At 69.8% G+C, this 17645-nt stretch carries 24 protein-coding genes and 1 tRNA gene; 14 read left to right on the top strand and 11 right to left on the bottom strand.

Annotated features, from left to right (window positions below; translation table 11 throughout):
- Nucleotides 1–54: 54 nt before the first annotated feature.
- Nucleotides 55–127 (top strand) — tRNA-Arg (locus tag BJ971_RS36120).
- A 256-nt stretch (nucleotides 128–383) separates the two neighbouring features.
- Here the strand turns inward: BJ971_RS36120 and BJ971_RS36115 are convergent.
- The 4 genes from BJ971_RS36115 to BJ971_RS36100 all read right to left on the bottom strand — a co-directional run bounded on the left by BJ971_RS36115 (nucleotide 384) and on the right by BJ971_RS36100 (nucleotide 2871).
- The gene (locus BJ971_RS36115; RefSeq protein ID WP_184997790.1) at nucleotides 384–782 is read right to left on the bottom strand and encodes a hypothetical protein; all 399 of its coding nucleotides are present in this window, start codon (nucleotides 780–782) and stop codon (nucleotides 384–386) included.
- A gap of 252 nt (nucleotides 783–1034) precedes the next feature.
- Nucleotides 1035–1415: a hypothetical protein gene (locus BJ971_RS36110; protein WP_184997789.1), complete on the bottom strand. Its 381-nt coding sequence runs from the start codon at nucleotides 1413–1415 to the stop codon at nucleotides 1035–1037.
- A 381-nt stretch (nucleotides 1416–1796) separates the two neighbouring features.
- Nucleotides 1797–2492, bottom strand: a complete 696-nt coding sequence (locus BJ971_RS36105; protein WP_184997788.1) for a DUF4184 family protein — start codon at nucleotides 2490–2492, stop codon at nucleotides 1797–1799.
- A gap of 22 nt (nucleotides 2493–2514) precedes the next feature.
- On the bottom strand, nucleotides 2515–2871 hold the full coding sequence (locus BJ971_RS36100) for a MerR family transcriptional regulator (RefSeq protein ID WP_184997787.1): 357 nt from the start codon (nucleotides 2869–2871) through the stop codon (nucleotides 2515–2517).
- A 74-nt stretch (nucleotides 2872–2945) separates the two neighbouring features.
- On the opposite strand from BJ971_RS36100, the gene BJ971_RS36095 reads away from it, so the two are divergent.
- On the top strand, nucleotides 2946–3881 hold the full coding sequence (locus tag BJ971_RS36095; RefSeq protein ID WP_184997786.1) for an aldo/keto reductase: 936 nt from the start codon (nucleotides 2946–2948) through the stop codon (nucleotides 3879–3881).
- 3 nt (nucleotides 3882–3884) lie between these two features.
- Here the strand turns inward: BJ971_RS36095 and BJ971_RS36090 are convergent, their stop codons facing one another.
- Nucleotides 3885–4223, bottom strand: coding sequence for an ArsR/SmtB family transcription factor (locus tag BJ971_RS36090; RefSeq protein ID WP_184997785.1), 339 nt, complete (start codon nucleotides 4221–4223; stop codon nucleotides 3885–3887).
- Between the two features lie 329 nt (nucleotides 4224–4552).
- Here BJ971_RS36090 and BJ971_RS36085 point away from each other — a divergent pair, with 329 nt between their 5' ends.
- From BJ971_RS36085 to BJ971_RS36060, 6 genes are all read left to right on the top strand, one after another.
- The gene (locus tag BJ971_RS36085) at nucleotides 4553–4924 is read left to right on the top strand and encodes a hypothetical protein (protein ID WP_184997784.1); all 372 of its coding nucleotides are present in this window, start codon (nucleotides 4553–4555) and stop codon (nucleotides 4922–4924) included.
- Between the two features lie 232 nt (nucleotides 4925–5156).
- Nucleotides 5157–5540: a YbaB/EbfC family nucleoid-associated protein gene (locus BJ971_RS36080; RefSeq protein ID WP_184997783.1), complete on the top strand. Its 384-nt coding sequence runs from the start codon at nucleotides 5157–5159 to the stop codon at nucleotides 5538–5540.
- Nucleotides 5537–5866 (top strand): hypothetical protein, encoded by a 330-nt coding sequence (locus tag BJ971_RS36075; RefSeq protein ID WP_184997782.1) that lies wholly within the window; start codon nucleotides 5537–5539, stop codon nucleotides 5864–5866. The genes BJ971_RS36080 and BJ971_RS36075 overlap by 4 nt, the downstream gene beginning before the upstream one ends.
- The gene (locus BJ971_RS42400) at nucleotides 5863–7077 is read left to right on the top strand and encodes an eCIS core domain-containing protein (protein WP_184997781.1); all 1215 of its coding nucleotides are present in this window, start codon (nucleotides 5863–5865) and stop codon (nucleotides 7075–7077) included. The genes BJ971_RS36075 and BJ971_RS42400 overlap by 4 nt, the downstream gene beginning before the upstream one ends.
- Entirely contained in the window at nucleotides 7074–7337 is a 264-nt protein-coding gene (locus tag BJ971_RS36065) for a hypothetical protein (protein ID WP_184997780.1), read from the top strand. Before BJ971_RS42400 ends, BJ971_RS36065 begins: the two co-directional genes overlap by 4 nt.
- A gap of 120 nt (nucleotides 7338–7457) precedes the next feature.
- The gene (locus tag BJ971_RS36060; protein ID WP_184997779.1) at nucleotides 7458–8009 is read left to right on the top strand and encodes a hypothetical protein; all 552 of its coding nucleotides are present in this window, start codon (nucleotides 7458–7460) and stop codon (nucleotides 8007–8009) included.
- Nucleotides 8010–8192: 183 nt separating this feature from the next.
- Here the strand turns inward: BJ971_RS36060 and BJ971_RS36055 are convergent, their stop codons facing one another.
- A complete protein-coding gene (locus tag BJ971_RS36055; RefSeq protein WP_184997778.1) occupies nucleotides 8193–9071 on the bottom strand; it encodes a LysR family transcriptional regulator in 879 nt (292 codons plus the stop codon).
- A 70-nt stretch (nucleotides 9072–9141) separates the two neighbouring features.
- Between BJ971_RS36055 and BJ971_RS36050 the strand changes: the two genes are divergently transcribed.
- The 3 genes from BJ971_RS36050 (at nucleotide 9142) to BJ971_RS36040 (ending at nucleotide 10257) form a co-directional block, all read left to right on the top strand.
- The gene (locus tag BJ971_RS36050) at nucleotides 9142–9507 is read left to right on the top strand and encodes a YybH family protein (protein ID WP_184997777.1); all 366 of its coding nucleotides are present in this window, start codon (nucleotides 9142–9144) and stop codon (nucleotides 9505–9507) included.
- Between the two features lie 376 nt (nucleotides 9508–9883).
- Nucleotides 9884–10054, top strand: coding sequence for a hypothetical protein (locus tag BJ971_RS36045; protein WP_184997776.1), 171 nt, complete (start codon nucleotides 9884–9886; stop codon nucleotides 10052–10054).
- A 32-nt stretch (nucleotides 10055–10086) separates the two neighbouring features.
- Complete coding sequence (locus BJ971_RS36040) at nucleotides 10087–10257, top strand: hypothetical protein (protein WP_184997775.1); 171 nt, start codon at nucleotides 10087–10089, stop codon at nucleotides 10255–10257.
- Between the two features lie 177 nt (nucleotides 10258–10434).
- On the opposite strand, the gene BJ971_RS36035 is transcribed toward BJ971_RS36040, so the two are convergent.
- The 5 genes from BJ971_RS36035 to BJ971_RS36015 are packed head-to-tail and all read right to left on the bottom strand — an operon-like array spanning nucleotide 10435 to nucleotide 14496.
- Nucleotides 10435–11379, bottom strand: coding sequence for a quinone oxidoreductase family protein (locus BJ971_RS36035; protein WP_184997774.1), 945 nt, complete (start codon nucleotides 11377–11379; stop codon nucleotides 10435–10437).
- The gene (locus BJ971_RS36030; protein ID WP_184997773.1) at nucleotides 11379–11738 is read right to left on the bottom strand and encodes a hypothetical protein; all 360 of its coding nucleotides are present in this window, start codon (nucleotides 11736–11738) and stop codon (nucleotides 11379–11381) included. The genes BJ971_RS36035 and BJ971_RS36030 overlap by 1 nt, the downstream gene beginning before the upstream one ends.
- A complete protein-coding gene (locus BJ971_RS36025; protein ID WP_184997772.1) occupies nucleotides 11735–12598 on the bottom strand; it encodes a DODA-type extradiol aromatic ring-opening family dioxygenase in 864 nt (287 codons plus the stop codon). The genes BJ971_RS36030 and BJ971_RS36025 overlap by 4 nt, the downstream gene beginning before the upstream one ends.
- Nucleotides 12599–12610: 12 nt before the next feature.
- The gene (locus BJ971_RS36020) at nucleotides 12611–13390 is read right to left on the bottom strand and encodes a citryl-CoA lyase (RefSeq protein ID WP_184997771.1); all 780 of its coding nucleotides are present in this window, start codon (nucleotides 13388–13390) and stop codon (nucleotides 12611–12613) included.
- On the bottom strand, nucleotides 13372–14496 hold the full coding sequence (locus BJ971_RS36015; RefSeq protein ID WP_184997770.1) for a CaiB/BaiF CoA transferase family protein: 1125 nt from the start codon (nucleotides 14494–14496) through the stop codon (nucleotides 13372–13374). Before BJ971_RS36015 ends, BJ971_RS36020 begins: the two co-directional genes overlap by 19 nt.
- A gap of 201 nt (nucleotides 14497–14697) precedes the next feature.
- Between BJ971_RS36015 and BJ971_RS36010 the strand changes: the two genes are divergently transcribed.
- The 3 genes from BJ971_RS36010 (at nucleotide 14698) to BJ971_RS36000 (ending at nucleotide 17633) form a co-directional block, all read left to right on the top strand.
- The gene (locus BJ971_RS36010) at nucleotides 14698–16128 is read left to right on the top strand and encodes an amidohydrolase family protein (RefSeq protein WP_184997769.1); all 1431 of its coding nucleotides are present in this window, start codon (nucleotides 14698–14700) and stop codon (nucleotides 16126–16128) included.
- A 29-nt stretch (nucleotides 16129–16157) separates the two neighbouring features.
- A complete protein-coding gene (locus BJ971_RS36005; RefSeq protein ID WP_184997768.1) occupies nucleotides 16158–16955 on the top strand; it encodes an IclR family transcriptional regulator domain-containing protein in 798 nt (265 codons plus the stop codon).
- A gap of 69 nt (nucleotides 16956–17024) precedes the next feature.
- On the top strand, nucleotides 17025–17633 hold the full coding sequence (locus BJ971_RS36000) for a GNAT family N-acetyltransferase (protein WP_184997767.1): 609 nt from the start codon (nucleotides 17025–17027) through the stop codon (nucleotides 17631–17633).
- Nucleotides 17634–17645 lie beyond the last annotated feature (12 nt).

The following is a 17645-nucleotide window of genomic DNA, read 5'->3' as shown; positions in this document are numbered from 1 at the left end:
ATGGTGTTGTCGCGTGCTGGTGGGCTTCGCCCGTCAGGTAGCATGAGCAACCGCGCCCTCGTAGCTCAGGGGATAGAGCAACGGTTTCCTAAACCGTGTGTCGCAGGTTCGATTCCTGCCGGGGGCACCCCATTGGCCAGGTCAAGCGCCTTGATCGGCTATAACCCGAGGCGCTGATGACCGGTCCCCAGTCCGGTCATGCCGTCCCCAGCCGCCTGAAGCGGGCCGCGAACTGCAGCCGCCCCGCTCAGGTCCGCTGCTCGGCACGCGATGTTGCGAAGGGCACGCGCGGCCGCCGACGGAACACACCTTCGTGAATTTATTTCACGTATCGGCGTTGCGGCCCGCCCAGCAGGGGCCGGGCGGGCCGCTACTCGCTCGGCTCAGGCCACGCCGGTCGAGCTCGCGCCGCAGCACGTCGTGTCGCCCCAGTACTGGTAGACGAGAACCTCGATTTTCCGTCCGTCCGGCACGTTCTTCGAGCCGGTCTTGCAGCCATCGGCGGCGTTTGAGTCCGTAACGGAGAACTCATTCTCCCAGAAATCGCCGGCGGAATTGTATGAGTAGATGACGCCCCGGATGCCCCGGCCGTCGGCGCTCATGTCGCAGACCTTGAGGCTGTCACCGTCGTGGTACCAGACGGCCTGACCTCGGGCGGTTCCGCTGTCGTACGTCCAGGCCATCGCGTTTGCACCGGCCATGGCCGGCGAGGCGGCAACCGTGACCGACGTCAGCACGGCGAGTGCGGTCGCGGCGAGGAAGGACGTGATTCGACGCAGCATTAAGAGTGTCCCTTCTGGATTACTGCCAAACACGCTGGAAATTGAGGCGGCGACGGCGGAACGGAAATCTCGCCGTCGGCCAGGCGCTCAACGGCTGGTTCGGTCCCTTGCGCACGGCGAGTTGGACTCCGCACCCGTGCCGGCGTCCGCCGGTCAGCGAGCCAGTGCCTGGCCGGTGACTACCGTCCCTCCGCTCTGCTTCGGTGGAGCCGCCACGACCATGCGCGGCGGCTCCACCCGCCGATACCGGGGTCAGCCGCAGTGGTCGTCGATGACCCCGCCGACGCCGTCGATGTGGCCGTTCGCCCACACGCACTTGTTGCGGCCGTCAACCTTCACCGGCCCGGCGTACCAGGTGTAGTTCCCGGGGTCCTGGACGGTTCTGTACGGTGCCTCGGCCTGATGGATCGCCACCTGCATGGGCACCCTGCCCGGGAGGACGTCGCCGTTCTTCACCATGACAGCGCAGTTGTCACCCGAAGCGCTGTCCCAGTAGAACGTCAGCCAACCAAGGGTCCTCCCGCCACGCGTGATGGTGTCGCTGTCCACCGCGACGCCGGCGCAGCCGTACGCGCCCGCGCTCGCCGGGGCAACGTCGACCACCACCGTGGCGATAGCCGCAGCAGCCGCCATTCCTAGCGCCGTAGCAACGCGTTTGGTATCCAACTGCCTACCTCTTCTGATCGATCTGCGTGCTGCGGAAAGCGCACGCTTCGGATAAAAAACCGGTACCCGCCCACCGGCCGGCACGCATCGTCGAGATCTGCGCGGCGCACCGGATTACTTGTGTTTGTACGGCTACGGATGGTTGTCCGAAAGCTGTTCGGAGGGTGATCAATCAATTCTGGACAACCAGGAATGGGCTGATACCCACGTGTCACCCGTTACGCCCGACATATCTTTGCGACAAGAATCAAGGACTCCCCGCAAAGGGTCGCTGACGTCGTGCGGGAAGTCCGGACCCCGAACTGGTATCAGGCGTACCGCCGAATGCGTCGAGGTTGCACTCACGACTCAAGGCCGGGCGGCGGCGAGGTTTCGGCTTGCCGCGACGAGCAGCGACGCGGTCAGAAGGCCCAGACCGACGGCGCACAGCAGACGCGCGCCGGACGTGTGCGCCAAGGTCGCGCCCGGAAGGAACGGGATCAGGGCGACCAGCGGCAGCGCGACTCCCGCGGCGACGGCCCAGAACACCGCCGGGCGCCCCTGCCGCGGCGGTGGGTCTCCGTGCCATCGGCGCAGCAACCGGTGTCGGCCGATGTTGACGGCGACGGCCGCCAGCGTGACGGCGCCCAGTACGTGCATGACGTTCTCGGTCGCGGGTGCGGCGAATTCGATCCGGTCGAGGATCAGGTGGCTGGCGGCGCCGAGGAGCGCCGAGCTGACGGTGATCGGCCATCGGTGCCGGGACTCGCCCAGCGCGCCGTAGTCGCGCAGGGCGAGCGGGCCGGCAACCGGAAGCTGGCCTGCGAGGACCGGTGCGGCGCGGCGGATCAGCCACGTCAGCGCCAGGGTCAGCGGCAGGCACCAAGCGATGAGGCCGGCGGGCTGGTGGGAGAGCGGCCACACCGGCAGGCCGGTGCCGTCCAACGCGTACGCCAGGTCGGGCGCCATCGAGCCGATCGCGAGCGCGACACCGTCGAACCACCGGGGCCGCCACAGCTTGAGGGGTAGCACGGTGGCCGGGTGGGACGGGAAGGTCAGCGGCATCCCGCCAACCTAGGGCCGCGGCTCAACCACGCGAGCGATAGTAGTCGATCTTTCCTCGAAGGTGGGCGCGCTGCGACTGGAGCATGGCGATCTGATCCCGTACGGAATTGTCGTGCTGTTCCAGTAAGGCGATGCGCTCGGCGATCGTGCCGTCGTCGCGGCACAGGTCGGCGTACCGGCGCATCTGTTGGATCGGCATGCCGGTCTCCCGCAGGCAGCGCAGGATCTCCAGCCAGCCGAGGTCGTCGTCGCTGTACTCCCGCCGGCCGGCGGGAGTGCGGTCGACGCCGTCGAGGAGTCCGATCCGTTCGTAGTAGCGCAGGGTGTCCAGGCTGAGGCCGGTTCGCTGGGCGACCTCGCCGGGTGTGTATCGGGACATGCGCCGATTCTGTCAGCGTTGTCCACAGAGCACACTTGACCTGGAGTGCGCTCCAGGCACCAGGATCTGCGGGCATGACGGAGATCGTGCTCGGAGCAATGCTTTTCGGTACCCGGATCGGCGAGGCGGAGTCGTTCGCGCTGCTCGACCGCTTCGTGGAGCGGGGCGGCCGGTGGATCGACACCGCGAACAACTATGCGTTCTGGGAGCACCCGTCCGGCTTCGGCGGGCAGAGCGAACGCACCGTCGGCCGGTGGCTGGCGGAGCGCCCGGGTATGCGGGAGCGGGTCCTGCTCAGCACCAAGGTGGGTGCGCAGCCCACCGATCCGGCGCGGGGGCTGGACTCGGCGGAGGGGCTGTCGGCCGCGGTGGTGCGCGCGGCGATGGGTGCGAGCCTGGGCCGGCTCGGGGTCGAGCATGTGGACATGTACTGGGCGCATGTCGAGGACCGCGGCGTGCCGCTCGGCGAGACCGTCGGCGTGTTCGGGGAGCTGGTGGCCGACGGCCGGGCCCGCCGGATCGGCGCGTCGAACACCCCCGCGTGGCGGGTGGAGCGGGCCCGCGGGCTTGCCGCCGGGCGGGACGTGGCCGGGTGGACGGCCTTGCAGCTTCGGCACTCCTACCTGCTGCCGCGTCCTGGTGCGCCGCTGGAGTCGTGGTCGCACCGGCAGGTCTTCCCGGAGACGCTGGACTACGTGCGCAGCGAGCCGGCGCTGGAACTCTGGGCGTACACCACGCTGTTGAACGGTGGGTACGGCCGGGCGGACCGGCCGCTGGAGCGGGCCTACGACCACCCGGGGACGGTGAGCCGGTCGGCCGCCCTCGCCGAGGTGGCGCGGGAGCTCGGCGCCACCCGCAATCAGGTCGTGCTGGCCTGGCTGCTCGGCGGGGATCCGGCGGTGCTGCCGATCGTCGGCGCGAGCACCCTCGAGCGGCTCGACGAGGTGATGGACTCGCGTGATCTCAAGCTGGACGCGGAGTCGCGGGGCCGGCTGGACGCCGCCTGGTGAGGTTCACACGGAGTCCTTCTGCGCGCGGAGTTCGGCGAGAAGGCTGTCACGGTCAGTGAGGACCTCGCTGAGGATCCGGCGTCCGGCGGCGAGGAGGTCGGCCACGGCGGGGGTGCTCAGTGCGTACATGACCAGAGCGCCGTCGCGGAAGGAGATGACGATGCCGGCCCGGCGCAGGACGGCGAGTTGTTGTGACATGTTGGCGGGTTCGATGTCGATGCGGGCCAGCAGGTCGCGTACCGGAAGAGGGCCGGTTTGCAGCAATTCGAGTACGCGGATCCGAACGGGATGCCCGAGTACCCGGAACATCTCCGCCTTGGCTTGATACAGCGGCACCGACACCGGCGGCTCCCACCCTGGTTTGCAACGGCCCCGGGCCTCGCCCAGGTGCTGGCTATGTCGTGCGCGGCCCACATTACCTAGCCGCGGCAGACCAGAGTCGCACCGCCGTTCGGGTGCAACGGTCCGTTACCTCTACCGGTTTGCTTGCCTTCCGATACTCGGACATTCCGAGATGTCGAGATGTCGAGTTGCGAAAAGTTGCAACTCAAATCCCGAACATCTACATCATCGGGTACGGCAGTTGGCCGTCATCGGACAGCGCGTCCGTTCCCTCCGGGTGTCCGCCGAGCATTCTCAGGTCCTGGTCGTCATGAGCCGAGAGGACGCAAATGACAGAGATGGATGTGGCGCTCAAGGACGCGTTGCAGGTGGACGGGGCGATCGCCGCGGCGATCGGCGACTACACGAGCGGCATGGCGCTGGGCACCGCCGGCGGTGACCACACGTTCGATCCGGCGGTCGCCGCGGCGACCAACACGGAGGTGCTGAAGGCCAAGATGCGCACCATGGAGATGCTGGGCCTGAAGGAGAAGATCGAGGACATCCTCGTGACGCTGGGTTCGCAGTATCACCTGATCCGGCCGGTCACCGCCCGCTCCGGCAAGGGTCTCTTCATCTATCTGGCATTGCACCGCGAGCGCGCCAATCTCGCGATGGCCCGTCACCGGCTGAAGCAGATCGAACAGAATCTTGATATGTGACGGGCCGCCGGCACCAATAGACGCATGACGACCGCTGCGGGCGATACGCATTGCCGTAGCTCGGCCGCCGGTCCGAGTGATTTCCTGCCGGGGCGGCGCCGCCCGATCACGCTGTCGAAGTCTCGACACCGCGACCGGGCCGGCGCCGCCCCGGCCCGCCTTGCCAGCTGTGACCAGGTTCCGAGCGCGGGCTCAGTAGTCTGTCGGTAGTCATCGACGGAGGTGAGTCCCGGTGAATGACATCGATGCCGCCGAGGAGTGGCTGGATTCCTGGGCCGGGCAAGTGAACGCACAGGCCCAGCGCAGCGTCGAGCTTTCCCGGCGGGTAGCGGCGCTGACCGGCTCGGCGCAGGGCCGTGACGGTGCGATCCGGGTGACGGTCGGTTCGGCCGGGCAGGTGGAGCGCCTCGATCTCGACGATCGGGTGCGCGAGTTGACCGGTCCGCGCCTCGCCGAAGAGATCATGTCGGTGATCCAGCGTGCCCAGGCCGCGCTGTCGGGCCAGGTCGCCGAGCAGGTACGGGCAACAGTTGGTGAGGACACCGAGACCGGCCGGGCCGTCCTGCAATCGTTCGAGTCCAGATTCCCGGCGCAACAAGAGCAGGACGACCGGTGAGCGGCGGCATCGAATTCCCGGCCGCGGCAGTACTGCAACACGCCGCCGCGGTGAGCGAGGCATCCGACCGGATGGCGCAGGCGAAGTCCGCCGTACGCGAGGTCACCATGGACAGCCAGGCCTACGGGCAGCTCTGCCAGTTCCTACCAGGCCTGCTGAGCCCACTGTTCGGTCACACCCTCGAGGTCATCAACGACGCCGTCGACGCCCTGGGCGAGACGGCGCTGAAACTACGCGCGACCGCGGCATCCATGGAAGCCGCCGACGCCGGCAGCGTCCGACGCCTCGACGACTCTGCCGGCCCGGGCCTGAACCTGCCGCTGTGAGCGACAACCCGCTGGTCGCCCAAGCGCACAGCTCAACAACCTGGTACGCCGGGCTCGGCCTGGTCGAGGACGCCACTCAGATCTGCGACGGCATCCACGACAACAGCTGGGTCGACACCACCCTGGGCGGAGTCGGCGGCAGCCTCGACATCCTCGCCACGGCCATCGACCCCCTCGGCACCCTGGTCGCCTGGGGCGTCAGCTGGCTGATCGAACACGTCCAACCACTCAAGGACGCCCTCGACTGGCTCGCCGGCAACCCCGACGAAATCGCCGCCCACGCCGCCACCTGGGCCAACGTCTCCGCCCACACCACCAGCACCCACCAGCAATACGCGGACGCCGTCCGCGCCCAGACCGGCGGCTGGACCAGCGCATCCGGGGACGCCTACCGCGGCCACGCCGCCGGGCAACTCGACGCCATCGGCGGTATCGCCACCGCAACCCAGGCCATCTCCTACGCCGTCGAAGGCGCCGGCCTACTGGTCGGCCTGGTCCGCGGCATAGTCCGCGACCTGATCGCCCAATTCGTGGCAACCCTCGCCGCTCGGCTCCCGCAATGGCTGGCCGCAGAAGGCCTCACCCTCGGCATCGCCACCCCAGTCGTCGCCAGCCAGGTCGCCATCCTGGTCGCCAAATGGGCCAACAAAATCCAAAGCTTCATCCGAGCCCTGCTCAACAGCCTGCGCCGACTCAACGGCAAACTCGACGACCTCACCGCCGTACTGGACGCACTCAAACAAGCACTGAGACGACTCAGCCGCTCCGACCCGACGACCGGTGCGCCGGACATCCCGTCTGGCCCGTACTTCTTCAGTAAGAGCCCGGCGCGCAGCAACCGGGACGTTCTCGACAACGGCCCGGGCACCCCGATGACCCTCGACAACGTGAATGAGATCGCCGGCCGGATGGACATCGACCTCCGCGATGTCGATGTCGTGATCATCAGCGATGCGGAAGAGATCCGCTATCTCGACCACATGGACGCCGGCGCCTATACGCCTTCCGAACTCAACGGCGCGCAGATCCGTCTCGGCCCGGCCAGCTTCGCGGACGACGAAACGCTGGCCGCTACCATCGCCCACGAGCACACCCACGTCCGGCAGCAACGCGCCGGGGAACACCTGCAACGGCCGCTGAACGAGCTGGAAGATCAGGCATACGACAGCGAGATACCAGCCCTCGAACGGTATAGGAACCGCCCGCCATGACCGCAGTTCAGTTCCACGTCAACGAGGTCTTCGACATAGCTGCTCGCGGTGGGCTCATCGCCGTCGGGTCGACCCGGAACGGGGACTTCGTCGGCATCCCGCGCCTACGCGACGAGGTCAGCGGGAAATTCATCCACGTGCTCGGTGTCGACCACCCGACGCCCCGTACCCGGCGTACGGGAGAAACGATTCTTGTGGTGGACCGTGCCGATGCCGAATATGTCGCGATCGGGCGGGTCTGGATCGCTGAGGAGCGGTAGTCGTCGTTCGGCGGGACCACGATCGGTGGAGAGCGTTGGGGTTGGCCCGCAACCGAGGTGGGGTGACGTACGTTTTCTGGATTGTCCGTTCCCCTATCAGAGCCAGGGCGAGGGCAAAGCATGAGCGTGATCGATCTCGACCGGCCGGCCGTGCACGGTGGGCCGGAGAGGCGGGCGCCGCAGACCTTCATCGTGGCCGCGCTGATCGTCGGTGTCGTGATCGGTGGCGCTGTCACATACGGGTGGAACCTTCGCCGGCACTCCGCGGCCCGCGACGGTGAGGTCTCCGTGCTGCTCTTCGCCGACGCCAGGGAGATGGTCGACAGTGGCAGCATCGTCCTGCACGGCCGGGTCGCCAGCGTCACGCTCGCGCGGCGGGTCACCCTGGTCAATGTCGGTCCGGCGCCGGTCAACATCCGGAATCTGAGCGCCGGCCGGCCGGGGGTCACCGTGCGCGGGGTGGAGAAGCAGCGGTGGGTCGCTCCCGGCGTGACCGCGCAGGCCGACGTCGATGTGCAGGTCGACTGCCTCCGAGGGCTGCCGCTGGGCCGGATACCCGTCACCCTCTCCGTGCAGACCCTGGACGAGCACTCCCGGACCGCCCGGCCCAAGGCCGCCTTCGACGGCACCCCCTGGAGCGAACAGGCCGAAACCGCCTGCGCCGGCAACTAGCCCACCCGGCCGAGCCCGAGCGCGCGACGGCGGCTGCATGGTCGGCCGGGCCGGAGCACGCGGCGGCAGCGAGTGCGGCCGGGCCTGAGCGGGGGCGGCAGCCAGTGCATCCGGTCGAGGCCGGGCGGGTGGCGGCGGCTGGTGCATCCGGTCGAGGCCGGGCGGGTGGCGGCGGCTAGTGCATTAGGCGAGGCCGAATGCGTGGCGGCAGTGTGGGAGCAGTGCGCGCAGTACCGTGTTCTCCTCCTTGCGCCACACGAGGGCGAGCAGCGCGGGGATCTCGACCCCCTCGATCGGCACCGCGCGCAGGCCGTCGTGGTCGGCGGCCATCGAGGCGCTGAGGATGGCCACGCCGAGACCGCGGGCGGCCAGGTCGGCGACCGCGCCCGGCGCGGTCGCCTGTAGCGCCACCGCGGGCCGCATGCCGGCGGCCGTGCAGGCCTGGTCGAGCACGCTGCGGATTCCGGTTCCCACCGGCAGGCAGATCAACGGGTACGCGGAGAGCCGGCGCAGCGGCACGCTCTCGTGCTCGGCCAGGGGGTGTTCCGGTGGCACCGCCGCAACCAGGCCCTCGCTGAGGATGGTCAGGGAACGGAGCCCGTCCGGCGGGCCGCCCGCCGATCCGACCAGCGCGATGTCGCAGGCGCCCGCCCGGACGCTCTCGACAAGTACGTCGGAGTTGTCCTCGGCCAGTGCGATCTCGATGCGCGGGTAGCGGCGGTGGAACGTGGCGAGGGCGTCGAACAGCGGGGTGACGTTGCAGCCGGTGATCATTCCGAGTTTCAGGCGGCCGCGGACCAGGCCGTTCACCTCGTCGCAGGCGTGGCGGATGGCCTGCGCGGCGGCCAGCGCGGCGCGGGCGTGCGGCAGGGCCGCGGCGCCGGCGGGGGTGAGGCGGACCATGCGGGCGGAGCGGTCGAACAGGTCGGCGCCGAGTTCCCGTTCGAACTGGCGGATCTGTGCGCTGACGCCCGACTGGGTGATGTGCACGCGGTCTGCCGCCCTGGTGAAATTGGCCTCCTCGGCCACCGCCACGAAGTATTCGAGCTGCCGCAGATCCATGAGCGCTGATCATAGCTATCACAACAACCATCTGTTGGACTTGTCACTCGCGCGGGGTAAGGCTGGCATCATGACCGATCGCGAGAAGGCCGCCAGGCCCGAGGATCTGACCCGCCTCTTCGTCGAGCGCGCCAACGCCGGCGACGCCGAGGGGATCGCGCTGCTCTATGAACCAGATGCGGTGATGGCGTACCCGCCTGGCCGGCAGACGGTCGGCCGGGACGCCATTCGCCGGCTGTGGGAGCAGGCGCTGCCGCATATGCCGGCCTTCGAACCGGAGGAGCCGCTGCCGACCCTGATCAGCGGCGACCTGGCGCTCACGTCGACCCCGCCGAAGGACGGCTCCGGTGCCCGCGCCCAGGTGGTACGCCGCCAGCCGGACGGCACCTGGCTCCGGGTGCTCGACCAGCCCGAGTTCATCACGCAGCGGGAGTGACGGGACACGCCGTTGTGGACGGTGGGGCAGAAAATGCACAGTTTGCAAGCCGCCAGGTCGCCGGAGACCGCGCGTCGTCGAGTCGTACGCCTCGGTGCGAGCAGCTGATCATCGGTTCGCCGCCGTACTCGCCGCAGAACCTGCGGCTTTCGCGCGACCGGTGAGCCCGCCTGGCGACTCGTGGGTCAGCGTACACCGGTTGTGCACGCCCTCCCGTCGGCGACGATGGCCGTGCCCGGGCTGGGGATTCATTTCGTGCTACCGTGGGTTCCAGTTCTGAATCCGTTGACGTCACCGCGCCTGATGGGTAACCGTTCCCGTCCGGCGCTTTTTGGTTTCTCCGGCCTCATGCCATTTTCTCTTGACGGGCCCAGACATGATCGTCCAGAAGAGCGTCATCATCGCAAAGCTTCGGGAACGCGGCCAGAACGTCCGGGCCGATTGGGTCGATCGGGAGCTTCCCGACGAAGTCGACACGTTCCTCTTCAGCGGACTGCTGGCCACGCTGCACCTCGACCTGAACGAACTCGAAGAATCGCCCTCGTAGCTGCCCCAACACACAGATCATCGGACCGGTGAATGAAATCTACCGACCAGCACGATCCCGCCCTGTTCCTCGCCCCGGCCGACGCTGTCGTGCCCGAGCCCGAGGCTGAGCTGGCCGACAGCAGCGCCGAGGCGATGACGCGCCTGCGCGACCCGTTCGCCGTCGCGCCCGAACCGCCCCGCAACGCCAGCCGTCACGGCTGAACCGCCGCGGAACCGCGCGATCGCGCCAGCCGCTACGGAAACCTGAGCCGTTGCGGGCTGAGCTGCTACGGAATCCAGAGCCGTTCCGGGCTGAGCTGCTACGGAAACCTGGGCCGCCCGGGGCGGCGGCGCCCCGGGCGGCCGGTTTTCCACAGGATCTCCACAGGCGTTGCGGCCTTACGGAATCAGCACCATTCGGCAGTCCGTGCGGTGCCAGGCCGCGGCGACGTCCTCCATGCGTACCGTCTCGAAGTCGACCTTCAGCCGCCCGGCCGCCGCGTGCGCGGCGACCAGGGTGAGTGCCTTGGAGCGTTGCGCGGGGGTCAGTTCGTTGTTCGTGTAGCCGAGCACCCGCAGCGAGCCGCCGCGCAGCGTCGCCGAGTCCATCGGCGCGGTCGCGCCGGCGGCGTCGCCGAGGTTGACCAGCCGGCCGCCGGGCCGCAGTGTCCGCAGCGCGGCCGCCGCCGGAACCCCGAAGAGGGGATCGAGAACAAGATCCACCGGGCCGTCCGCCGCGGCCCGCATCCGTGCGGCCAGCCAGGCGACCTCGGCATTCTCCTCCAGGGGTACGACCACAGTCGCGCCCGCGCGGGCCGCGCGCCGCTGGGCCGGGCCGGAACGGGCGGCCGCCACGACCCGGTCGGCGCCGGCGAGCAGGGCGAGTCGCACCGCGGACTGTCCGACGACGCCGCCGGCGCCGAGCACGAGCACCCGCTCACCCGGTCGCAGCTCGCCGCGCCAGGTCAGGGCCATCTGCGCGGCGACCGCCGAGAGGCCGAGCGCCGCCACCAGCGCGTGGTCGGCGCCCGTCGGCAGCTCGACGGTGTCGGCGGCCCGCACGGCCGAGTACTCGGCCATGCTGCCGTCGCCCGGGCGCATGCCCGCGCCGGTCGGGAACCACACCGCGGTCCCGTCCTCGCGCAGCCCGACACCCTGAACACCCGGCACGTACGGGGTGGCCGGCGTGCCGAAGTACGAGGTGCCGGACGCGCACAGCCGGTCGAGCGGGGTGATCGAGGCCGCGGTGACGCGTACCAGAATCTCGTCGTCCGCCGGCACGGGCCTCGCGCGGTCGCCGATCGCCGGGGCGGCGCCGCATTCGGTCAACAGGGCGGCGCGCATCAGGTGGCGATGTCGGGGTAGGGCATCGAGAAGTGCGCGAGGCGTGCGCCGAACGCCTTCTGATACTCCAGCGGGCCGTGGTCGCGTTCGAACATCGCGATGAACAGGGTCAGCGTGAGGAACGGGTGCGCGCCGAGTGCGAAGAGCGCGACGTGGTCGTGCGTGGCGAGGGCTTCGCGCTCGTCGTCGGTGAAGCGCAGCCAGGTGCTGGCCTCGCCGCCGTGGCAGTTGAGCACGGAGTTCGCGCGCTCGGCCTCCCACCACAGCACGGTCCCACGGGGCTCCGCCCGGTAGCGCTCGACCAGGTCGGGATCCCGGTCGACCGTGTAGAGGAACTTGTCCACCAGATACCTGCTCATGCCGGCACCCCGTTCGGGTACCAGGTGAAGTAGGCCTCCATGGTGTGGAAGAGGTCGAGGCTGTCGACGTGGTCGGCTTTGCGGCCGGCGCCGGCCACGCCCATCATCAGCATGAAGTCCATGAAGCCGTGGGTGGCGTTGCCGGGGGAGTGCAGGCTGTCGAGGGTCACCTCGGCCAGGCACCGCTCGATGTCGCCGGTGGCGATCCACTCGACGGCCTTGGCGTCGAACTCGGGGTCGGGTCCGTGCGGGCCGAACTGGCGTGGCCCGCCGAGCTCGAGCGACAGGTGGCCGGTGCCGACGATCGCGACGCGCAGGTGGCTGGGCCAGGACTCGACGATCTCGCGGATGGCCTGTCCGAGCTGGACGAAGCGCTTCGGCCGCGGCAGCGGCGGCGCGAAGATGTTCGTATAGATCGGCACGATCGGAAGGTCGGCCTCGGGCCGCAGCGTGATGATCGGGCAGGTGACGCTGTGGTCGATCCGCAGTTCGTTGCTGAACGCCAGGTCGAAACCGGAGTCGAGGCCGGCGCGCAGGATGTGCGCCGACAGGTCCTCCTGGCCCTTGAGCAGCATCTTCGGCAGGCCGAACTCGCGCTCCTCGTTGTACCAGTTGGCGTCGTAGAACGGCGCCTTGCCGACGAGGAACTGCGGCATGTTGTCCAGCCAGAGCTGGTGGAAGTGGTCGGAGCCGACCATGACGAGCACGTCCGGCCGGGCCGCGGTCAGCGTCTGCCGGAACGCGGTGATCTTGCGGACCCACTCGTCGGCGAAGGGCGGGCGGTCCTCGCCGGTCGCGGTGCTGGCGCGGTAGTAGAAGGGGTGGTGGGTGGAGGCGATCACCGCGGCGATCGTGGCCATGGCGGCTCCTTCCTAGTCCTCGTAGACGGCGTTGCGGTCGACGGTCAGGTAGACGTCCATGCCGATCGGGTCGCGGCGCTCCTCGGCGAGGTGGCCGAGCAGCCCGGCGGCGCGGGCGAGCAGGGCGAAACCGCGCAGCATGTCGACGGGCAGGCCCAGGTCGGCCAGCGCCGCGCCGCAGACCCCGGCGCCGTTCAACGGCAGCGTGCGGCCGAGCACCCGCGGGTGTACCCGGCCGACGGCCTCGAACAGGCGCAGGTGCGGGCCGCGCAGGCCCTCCTCCTCGGCGATGCGGATCAGCACCGGTGTCCGGGGGTCCTGCCGCTTGTGTACGGGGTGCCCGAGGCCGGGCACGAACCTCTTTCCGGCGTGGGCCGCGGTCACCGCCTCGAGCGCGAGCGCGTCGAAGCCGGCGTCATCGGCGGGTACGCCGTTCGCGAGCGCGTCGGCCAGGAAACGCGCGCAGTCCTCTGTCACGCCGAGGAAGCGGGAGCCGCCGCCCAGCAGGCCCGCGGCGAGCGCGCCCTGCAACGACTCGGGCGCGCTCAGATAGGTGAGCCGGGCCGCGATCGCGGTCGGCGTGAAGCCGTGATCGGCGAGCGCGACCAGCACGGTCTCGAAGACGCGGACCTCGCCCGGCGTCGGCCGGCGCCGGGCCACCAGCCAGAACGCCAGCTCGCCGAAGCCGACCCGGCCCATCAGGTCCGCGGCGAGGTCCTGGCCGAGCAGCCGGATCTGATTCTCGTCGGAGGTGCCGATCGCGGTCGGGAACCTCAGTCCTTCGTCAGCCACTCGCGGATCTCCTCACCGTGCTCGTCGAGGCCGGGCGGCGGCAGTTCGTAGCCCGCCGGCGTACCGGAGAAGGTGATCGGGTTGCGGACCCCGGGGATTCCGCCGACCGTGACCACCGGGTCCAGGCCCAGCTCCTCGGCGAGCGCGACCCCGCCGTCGATCGTGTTGATCGGCGCGCAGGGCACGCCGGCCGCGAGCAGGTCGCGGAACCATTCGTCCTTGGTGCGCCGCGCGAGCCGCTCGACCAGGATCGGGCGCAGCGCCTCGCGGTTGGCCGTGCGGTCCTGGTTGCGCCCGAACCGCGGGTCGTCCGGCAGGTCGGGCAGGTCGAGCACCTGGCAGAGCCGGCGGAACTGCCCGTCGTTGCCGGCGATGACGATCAGCTCGCCGTCGGCGGTCGGCAGCGGCTCGTACGGGAACAGGCTGGGGTGCGCGTTGCCCATCCGGTAGCCGACGTTTCCGCCGGCGACGTACCCGCTGGAGTGGTTGACCAGCCCGGACAGCGCGGACGAGAGCAGATTGACCTCGACGTGCTGGCCGTTTCCGGTGGCGTCGCGGTGGTGCAGTGCGGCCAGGATGCCGATGTCGGCGTGCATGCCCGCCATCACGTCGAAGACGGAGATCCCCGCCCGGTACGGCGGGCCGTCGGCGTCGCCGGTCAGGCTCATCAGGCCGGAGATCGCCTGGATCATGAGGTCGTAGCCGGGGTATCCGGCGCCGGCGCCGGTGCCGAAGCCGCTTATCGACGCGTAGACGATCCGCTCGTTCGCCGCCGCGACGGTGTCGTAGTCGAGCCCGAAGCGCTTCAGCCCGCCGGGCCGGAAATTCTCGATCATCACGTCCGCCCGGGCGGCCAGCCGCCGGGCCACGTCGAGGTCCTCGTCCTTGCGGAAGTCGAGCGCGATCGAGCGCTTGTTGCGATTGATGCCCAGGTAGTAGGTCGAGACGCCGTCGCGCACCGGGGGCATCCAGGTGCGGGTGTCGTCGCCGGCCGGGCCCTCGACCTTGATCACCTGGGCGCCGAGGTCGGCGAGCAGCATCGTCGCGTACGGCCCCGCGAGGATCCGGGAGAAGTCCGCGACGAGCAGTCCGCTGAGTGGTCCCATGTGCCGCCTTTCGAGGATGTGGCCGTCAGGCGGACGACCGTCCGCATATTCGCCAGTCTTGACCGGGGCGTATTTGCTGTCAACCGCTCTTACGCAGGTCGCGTCCTTGACTTCGTCAGTGAGCCGCAACACACTTGCCGCGAGATGGTGACCGCCTGGCGGACGTCTGTCCGTCCGGCTTCGAAGGGAGTTGACGGTGAGATGAGTGACAGTGTGCTGTTCCGCAACGGCACCGTGCTGACCATGGACGACCGGCACACCGTGCTGCCGGATGCCGACGTGCTCGTCGTCGGCGAGCGCATCGCCGAGGTCGGCGCCGGCCTCGCCGCGCCAGAGGGCGCCACGGTGATCGACGCGTCCGGCGGCATCCTGATGCCCGGCATGATCGACACCCATCGGCACATGTGGCAGACCGCGATGCGCGGCTACGGCGCCGACTGGACACTTACCCAGTACTTCGTCTGGTACTACCTGGAGTCCGGCAAGCTGTTCCGCCCGGAGGACATCCACGCCGGCAACCTGCTCGCCGCGATCGAGGCCATCGACGCCGGGGTCACCACCACGGTCGACTGGTCGCACGGCCTGCAAACGCCGCAGCACGCCGACGCGGCCGTCGACGCGCTCCAGGCGGTGCCGGGCCGGTTCGTGCTCGCGTACGGGAACATCCAGCAGGGCCCGTGGGAGTGGTCGGCCAGCCCGGAGTTCCGCGACTTCGTCAGCCGGCGGATCACCCCCGGCGACGACATGCTCGGCTTCCAGATGGCGTTCGACGTCACCGGCGACCCCGCATTCCCGGAGCGGGCGGCCTTCGAGGTGGCCCGCGAGCTGGGCGTCGGGGTCACCACGCACGCGGGCGTCTGGGGCGCGACGAACGACGACGGCATCCGGCTCATGCACGAGAACGGCTTCATGACCCCGCAGACCGTGTACGTGCACTCGGCGACGCTGAACCACGATTCGTACCACCGGATCGCCGCAACCGGCGGCTCGGTCTCGGTCGCCACCGAGAGCGAGCAGAGCGCCGGGCAGGGCTACCCGCCCACCTGGATCCTGCGCGACCACGACATCCCGGTCTCGCTCTCGATGGACACCAGCGTGTGGTGGAGCGGCGACCTGTTCTCCGCGATGCGCACCACGCTCGGCGCGGACCGTTCGCGCGAGCACATGGAGGCGCACGGCCGCGGCGAGACCGTCACCCAGCTGCACCTGCGCGCGGAGCAGGTCGTCGACTGGGCCACCCGCGGCGGCAGCCGGGCGCTCGGCCTCGACGGCGTCGTCGGCAGCCTCGAGCCGGGCAAGAAGGCCGACGTGGTGCTGCTGAAGAACGACGACTCCCCGGTGATGTTCCCGATCCTCCACCCGTACGGTCACGTGGCGTTCCAGGCGCAGCGCGGCGACGTCGACACGGTGCTGGTCAACGGCCGGATCGTGAAGCGGGACCACAAGCTGGTCGGCGTCGACCTGGCCGCCGCCCGCGCGCAGGTCGGGCGGACCATCGAATACCTGCGCGGTGAGATGGGCGAGGAGGCCTGGGCCCGCGGCATGAATCCCGAGATTCCGGAGACGAAGGTCCAGGACAACCCGTACACATACACCGAGTGGGACGCCGGCTCGGCGCAATGGAAGCATTAGCCGCTGCGACGGCGACGAGAGAGGGCTCGATGACACGGGAGAGCGGTCCGGACTTCATCGAGGCCCTCGCCCGCGGGCTGGACGTGCTGCGCAGTTTCCGGCCGGGCCGCCGGGTGTCGACGCTGAGCGAGATCGCCGTCGACACCGGGCTCGCCCGGCCCACCGTGCGCCGGATCCTGCTCACCCTGACCGAGCTGGGCTACGTGCGGTCCGTCGAGCGCGGCTACACGCTGACACCCCGGGTGCTCGAGCTGGGCATGGCCTACGTCAACTCCCTGGACATGTGGGACGTCGCTCGGCCGCACATGGAACGCCTGGTGTCGCAGACCGGCGAGTCCTCGTCGATGGCGCAGCTCGACGGCTCCGACATCGTGTACGTCGCGCGGGTCGCCGTACCGAAGATCGTCACGCTGGCGGTCTCGATCGGCACCCGCTTCCCCGCGCACGCGACCTCGATGGGCAAGGTGCTGCTCGCCGCGCTGGAGCCCGCCGAGCTGGACGCGGTCCTGGCCGAGCCCGGCCGCTCGGGCGTCGACGCCCGGTGGCGGCCCGACCGCGAGTCCCTGCTCCGGTCGCTGCGCGAGGTCCGCGCCCGGGGCTGGGCCCTGGCGGATCAGGACCTCGCGCTCGGCATCCGGTCCATCGCCGCGGGCGTGCGCAACGGCGACGGCCGGGTGGTCGCCGCGCTCAACGTCACCGTGCACGCGGCGGAGACGTCTGTCGATAAGTTGACAGGCGCGTACCTGCCGCTGCTGCTGCACGCGGCCGCCGACATAAGCCACGACTGGGCTTTGCTGGATACGGCGCCGATCGTGGTCCGCGGCTGAAGGTTTCATTCACGGCATTCATAGGACTCCGGCTGGCCGGAACCGGGTGTTTACGGGCAGGATCGGCGCATGACGACCTCCGGCCGCCTGCCTTACCCCATCGCGCTGACCGGGGACGGCATCCAGCTGCGCGAGTGGCGGGACGAGGACCTCGACGATCTGGTCGAGCTCCTCGACGAACCGGACATCGCACGATGGACACCGATGCCGTCCCCGTTCGACCGTGAAGCAGGCGTCGCGTACCTGAAGCGTGCGCGGCAGAGCCGCGCCAGCGGCCAGCGGATCCAGCTCGCGATCATCGCCGGCGGCCGTCCGGTCGGCGAGGTCCTGCTCTTCGGCGTCGACGCCGGCCTCAAGGAGGCCGAGCTGGGCTACCTCGTGGGTGCCGCGCATCGCCGGCACGGGCACGCCTCGACATCACTCTCGCTCCTCTCCGGGTACGCCCGCAGCGAGCTCAAACTCAGCCGGCTGCTGCTGCGCATCGACCCGGCGAACACGGCGAGCTGTGCCGTCGCCCGGCGCTGCGGCTATCGGCTCACCGGCGAGCCGCCCATCCTTCAGGAGGGCCCGTACGGCCCGAGCAGCCTGGACACCTGGGAACTCGTCTCGGTCGGCGGCGGAACCCGCCTCGAGCGGCTGAAGAATGTCGCAGCCCGGCGTTACGGTCGTCGCGGGTGAAGGGTGGTTCCC

The organism is Amorphoplanes digitatis, from assembly GCF_014205335.1.
In the GTDB taxonomy this organism is placed as follows: Bacteria; Actinomycetota; Actinomycetes; order Mycobacteriales; family Micromonosporaceae; genus Actinoplanes; species Actinoplanes digitatus.
Note: the sequence above shows the minus strand (reverse complement) of the source record. Positions and strands in the feature narration are given on the sequence as shown.

Bases quoted from the DNA above. Each gene is read 5' to 3' on its own strand.
- BJ971_RS36115 (WP_184997790.1), bottom strand. From the start codon at position 782: ATGCTGCGTCGAATCACGTCCTTCCTCGCCGCGACCGCACTCGCCGTG.
- BJ971_RS36110 (WP_184997789.1), bottom strand. From the start codon at position 1,415: ATGGCGGCTGCTGCGGCTATCGCCACGGTGGTGGTCGACGTTGCCCCG.
- BJ971_RS36105 (WP_184997788.1), bottom strand. From the start codon at position 2,492: ATGCCGCTGACCTTCCCGTCCCACCCGGCCACCGTGCTACCCCTCAAG.
- BJ971_RS36100 (WP_184997787.1), bottom strand. From the start codon at position 2,871: ATGTCCCGATACACACCCGGCGAGGTCGCCCAGCGAACCGGCCTCAGC.
- BJ971_RS36095 (WP_184997786.1), top strand. From the start codon at position 2,946: ATGACGGAGATCGTGCTCGGAGCAATGCTTTTCGGTACCCGGATCGGC.
- BJ971_RS36085 (WP_184997784.1), top strand. From the start codon at position 4,553: ATGACAGAGATGGATGTGGCGCTCAAGGACGCGTTGCAGGTGGACGGG.
- BJ971_RS36065 (WP_184997780.1), top strand. From the start codon at position 7,074: ATGACCGCAGTTCAGTTCCACGTCAACGAGGTCTTCGACATAGCTGCT.
- BJ971_RS36060 (WP_184997779.1), top strand. From the start codon at position 7,458: ATGAGCGTGATCGATCTCGACCGGCCGGCCGTGCACGGTGGGCCGGAG.
- BJ971_RS36055 (WP_184997778.1), bottom strand. From the start codon at position 9,071: ATGGATCTGCGGCAGCTCGAATACTTCGTGGCGGTGGCCGAGGAGGCC.
- BJ971_RS36050 (WP_184997777.1), top strand. From the start codon at position 9,142: ATGACCGATCGCGAGAAGGCCGCCAGGCCCGAGGATCTGACCCGCCTC.
- BJ971_RS36045 (WP_184997776.1), top strand. From the start codon at position 9,884: ATGATCGTCCAGAAGAGCGTCATCATCGCAAAGCTTCGGGAACGCGGC.
- BJ971_RS36040 (WP_184997775.1), top strand. From the start codon at position 10,087: ATGAAATCTACCGACCAGCACGATCCCGCCCTGTTCCTCGCCCCGGCC.
- BJ971_RS36035 (WP_184997774.1), bottom strand. From the start codon at position 11,379: ATGCGCGCCGCCCTGTTGACCGAATGCGGCGCCGCCCCGGCGATCGGC.
- BJ971_RS36030 (WP_184997773.1), bottom strand. From the start codon at position 11,738: ATGAGCAGGTATCTGGTGGACAAGTTCCTCTACACGGTCGACCGGGAT.
- BJ971_RS36025 (WP_184997772.1), bottom strand. From the start codon at position 12,598: ATGGCCACGATCGCCGCGGTGATCGCCTCCACCCACCACCCCTTCTAC.
- BJ971_RS36015 (WP_184997770.1), bottom strand. From the start codon at position 14,496: ATGGGACCACTCAGCGGACTGCTCGTCGCGGACTTCTCCCGGATCCTC.
- BJ971_RS36010 (WP_184997769.1), top strand. From the start codon at position 14,698: ATGAGTGACAGTGTGCTGTTCCGCAACGGCACCGTGCTGACCATGGAC.
- BJ971_RS36005 (WP_184997768.1), top strand. From the start codon at position 16,158: ATGACACGGGAGAGCGGTCCGGACTTCATCGAGGCCCTCGCCCGCGGG.
- BJ971_RS36000 (WP_184997767.1), top strand. From the start codon at position 17,025: ATGACGACCTCCGGCCGCCTGCCTTACCCCATCGCGCTGACCGGGGAC.